3 protein-coding genes and 1 pseudogene are annotated in these 3,860 nt (G+C 74.7%); 1 reads left to right on the forward strand and 3 read right to left on the reverse strand.

Annotation, left to right across the window (positions count from 1 at the left end; genetic code table 11):
- Together L7D48_RS27110 and L7D48_RS27115 are read right to left on the reverse strand one after the other, a co-directional pair.
- Positions 1-192 (reverse strand): annotated as a pseudogene (locus L7D48_RS27110) (hypothetical protein); the annotation flags it as partial.
- Between the two features lie 183 nt (positions 193-375).
- A complete protein-coding gene (locus L7D48_RS27115) occupies positions 376-1,761 on the reverse strand; it encodes a transcriptional regulator (protein ID WP_237883472.1) in 1,386 nt (461 codons plus the stop codon).
- Positions 1,762-2,084: 323 nt separating this feature from the next.
- Between L7D48_RS27115 and L7D48_RS27120 the strand changes: the two genes are divergently transcribed.
- The gene (locus tag L7D48_RS27120; protein WP_237883474.1) at positions 2,085-2,756 is read left to right on the forward strand and encodes a bifunctional DNA primase/polymerase; all 672 of its coding nucleotides are present in this window, start codon (positions 2,085-2,087) and stop codon (positions 2,754-2,756) included.
- A gap of 33 nt (positions 2,757-2,789) precedes the next feature.
- Here L7D48_RS27120 and L7D48_RS27125 read toward each other — a convergent pair whose 3' ends face one another.
- Positions 2,790-3,659, reverse strand: coding sequence for an alpha/beta fold hydrolase (locus tag L7D48_RS27125; protein WP_237883476.1), 870 nt, complete (start codon positions 3,657-3,659; stop codon positions 2,790-2,792).
- Positions 3,660-3,860 lie beyond the last annotated feature (201 nt).

The following is a 3,860-nucleotide window of genomic DNA, read 5'->3' on the forward strand; positions in this document are numbered from 1 at the left end:
CCGGGCCGGGGGCGGGGGCGGCTGCTGCCCCTGCGGCCCGGACTGGGCGGCCGGTCCCCACGGCTGCCCCCAGGGCTGCCCCGTCGGCGGGCTCACCTGGGAGTCGCCGTGACCGGGAGTCCACCGGTCACCGTTCGACGGCAGGACAACACCCTCGCGCGCCTCGTCGCCCTGTCGGCTGTGCGTCGTCACCGGGACTCCTCGTTCGCCTGACTACCAAAACACGACTGCGAATTCGTCGGCTCACGCTACCCGGTCGCTCGCACGGGCGACCACGCCCCCGGGAGGGCTCCACATTCTCCCCACCACCGGCCGGGGCGAAACCTCGCCGTCCTCCCTTCCTCCGCACCCGGCCCCGCGTCTTCCCCGCGCTCGTTACGCCGCCGGCTCCAGCCGCTGCGCGAACTCCCTGACCACGGGCTCCTGCCGGTGGGGTTCCAGCCGTGCCCGGAAGTCGTCCAGGTACTCCGAACCCCGCTGCGAGCGCAGGCCGTTCAGCAGCTCCACCGCCTGCGCGCCGGTGTGGCAGGCGTGTTCCAGCTCACCCTGCTGGAGCCGTGCGGCGGCGAGCAGCAGCAGGTCGATCGCCCGTCGCCGCGTGCGCCGCTCCGGATGGCCCGCCAGGGCCTCCTCGGCGCGGCGCTGGGCGGGGGTGGGCTGGTTCAGGTCCCGGTGGCAGTGGGCGAGTTCGTCGGCCAGGTAGGCGGCGTCGAAGTGGCCGATCCACTCCGGGTCGTCGCCCGCGTCCGTCGCGGACTCCGCCCGGTCGAACGCCGCCAGCGCCCGCCCCGCGGCGAGCTGGCAGGTGCGAGCGTCGCCCATCAGCGCGTGGCCGCGTGCCTCCGCCGCGTGGAACATCGCCTGCGTCCGCGGGGTCACCCGGCCCCTCGTGCCCTCCTGGGCGGCTCTCGCGAGCTGGGCTATCTCCCGGGGGGTGCCCAGCGAGGCCGCGAGGTGGCTCATGCCCGCGGCGAGCACGTAGCCGCCGTAGGCGCGGTCGTCCGCCGCCTGGGCCAGCCGCAGCGCCTGGATGTAGTACCGCTGGGCCAGGCCGGGCTGCCCGGTGTCCACGGCCATGTAGCCGGCGAGTTCGGTCAGCCGGGCGACCGCGGCGAACAGTTCGCGCCCCACCGCCTCCGTGTAGGAGCCCGTCAGCAGTCCGGAGACCACGCTGTTGAGGTAGTGGACGACCACCGGCCGCACATGGCCGCTGCCGTAGCGGTGGTCCAGCTCCGACAGGGCCGCGGTGGTGTCCCGTACGGCCGCGACGTCGGACGCCCCCACCCTCGGGCCGGTGCGGCGCTCCACCTCGGCGTCCGGGGCGGAGATGAGCCAGTCGCGGCTGGGCTCGACCAGCGCGGAGAACGCTCCCGACCGCGCGGCGAGCAGATCGCGGCGCCCCACGTCGCTGCGCCACAGCTCGCTCGCCTGCTCGACGGCTCCGGAGACGGTGGGCGCGAACCGCAGGCCGATCCCGGCGGCCATGCTCCGGCTGCCCGCCATGCCGATCTCCTCGACCGTCACCGTCCGGCCGAGCTTGCGCCCCAGGGCCTCGGCGATGACCGCCGGCGCCCGGCCGCGCGGCTGCTGGCCGCGCAGCCAGCGGGCGACGGACGTCTTGTCGTAGCGCAGGTCGAGCCCCTGTTCCGCGCCGCACATGTTGACGCGGCGGGCCAGTCCGGCGTTGGAACAGCCGGCTTCCTGGATGAGCGCCTGCAGCCGTTCGTTCGGCTGCCGTGCGACCAGCGGCCTCGCGGCCATACGGTCCCCTCCCTCTGCGTGCTGCCTGTCCTGACCGCGCCGTCCCTGCGACCGCGCCGTCTGCTGTGACTGCTCCCGCGAACGCGCTGTCCGCTCCGAGTGCGCCGGTGCTCGGGCGCTCCGAACGCACTGCCCGGCGCATATGCCAAGATTTCCGGCGCCGCGCCGCACAGGGAACTACCCACCCAAGGCCGTCCGGTCATGCACGCGCCCCCGCCCGTGCACCTGTGCGCCCCGTGTGCCGGAACGGTGCGCCGGACGAATCGATCCCCAAGCCGTAACCCTTCGTCACGGAGGAAGTTGTGATCATCGTGGAGGAGCCCATGAACATCACAACAGCGACAACTCCGACGGCCGAGGCCCCGACTGGTCCGGCGGGCCCGATGGTCGAGTACGCGGTGCGCTACACGAGGGAGCGGCTGTGGGACGTGTTCCCCGGCGCATGGCTCGAGACCGGGGGCGGCATACCGCGCTGCTCGTGCGGCACGGCGGACTGCGGGGCGCCCGGCGCGCACCCCACGCGCCCCGACTGGGCGGCGCAGGCCACCGGCGGCGCCACGGCCGTGCGCCGCATGTGGGCCGACCGGCCTCACGCGTCGGTGCTGCTGCCGACCGGGCGGTCCTTCGACGCGATCGAGGTGTCCGAGACCACGGGCTGTCTGGCCCTGGCCCGGATGGAACGCATGGGCCTGGCGGCCGGTCCGGTCACCGGCACCCCGGACGGGCGGATGCTCTTCTTCGTCCAGCCCGGCGGCGCGGCCGAGGTGCCGGATCTGGTGCGGGGGCTGGGCTGGTCGCCGAGCGGCGTCGACCTGACCGCGCGGGGTGACGGCGACTGGGTGGCGGCCCCGCCGACCAGGGTGGGCACCCGCGGCGCGGTGCTGTGGGTGCGGCGGCCCGGGGACGCCGGCCACCGGCTGCCCGAGGCCGGGGAGATCGTCCCGCCGCTGGCGTACGCCTGCGGCCGCGACGCCGCCGCGGCACGCGCGCGCTGACCGGTCCCGGCCTGAGCGGCGGCCGGTCGCCGCTCAGGCCGGGAGCGCGCCCTGGAGGAAGGGCTCGACGGCCTGCCGCCACTGCTCCGGCTGGTCGTAGTGGACGAGGTGGCTCGCGTCGGCCACCTCGGCGTAGACGCCCTGGGGCAGCACCCGGACCATCTCCTGGGCCTCGGCGCGCCCGAGCTCGCCGTCGATGCCGCGGACCACCAGGGCCGGGCAGGGCACCAGGGCCAGTTCCTCCCAGTGCGCCTCGTACGCCCATGTCCGGCGGATCATCAGCATCTGGCGGCGCGAGAACACCGGACGCCAGCCGTCCATCCGCTCGGCCATCACCTCGGCGAAGAACTCGCCGCGCGAGGGGTACGGGCGCTCCAGGAGCGGATCCTCCTCGCCGAACCACCTGCGGACGTCCGCGAGCGTGGCGAAGGGCACCGGCCAGGTCTCGAGCCACTGCTCCCAGTCGCGCTGGGAGCGCTTGCCCAGCGCCGAGGCCCGCATGTCGCAGATCACCACGGCGCGGACCAGGTCGGGGCGCTCGGCGGCGAGCCGCCAGGCCGTCAGCGCGCCCATCCCGTGCCCGACGACCGCCACGGGTGCCAGGCCGAGCCGCTCGATGACGGCCTCGGCGTCGGCTACGTACGCGTCGCGGCCGAACGGGCCGTCGGTCGGCTTGTCGCTGCGGCCGTGCCCGCGCTGGTCCAGGCAGACGGCGCGGTAACGCCCGGAGAGCCAGCGGGCGGTGGAGGCCCAGTGCGAGCCGCGGCCCATCAGCCCGTGCAGCAGCAGCACACTCGGAGCCTGGCTCTCGCCTCCCGGGAGCGTGCCCTTGGGCGGGTCGGCGAACTCCCAGGCCGCGAGCCGCAGACCGTCTGCGCCCCTGACGTTGATGCGTCGAACCATGCGTCCTGGCACCCCCATCCCTCCTGTCCGCGTCGCCCGTGTGCCTCGTCGCCTGCCGGCCTCACGCTATCGAACTTTTATTCGAACAAGCCCATCTGACGTGCAACACCCCTCTTTTGAGTGACAATCAGCGAGTGTCGTCCGGCCGGGCCGGGGGGAGACAGCTACCGGGAGGCGGGCCGCTCGGGGACAGGGGCCCGC

Source organism: Streptomyces sp. ICN903, assembly GCF_022015835.1.
Taxonomy (GTDB): domain Bacteria; phylum Actinomycetota; class Actinomycetes; order Streptomycetales; family Streptomycetaceae; genus Streptomyces; species Streptomyces fenghuangensis.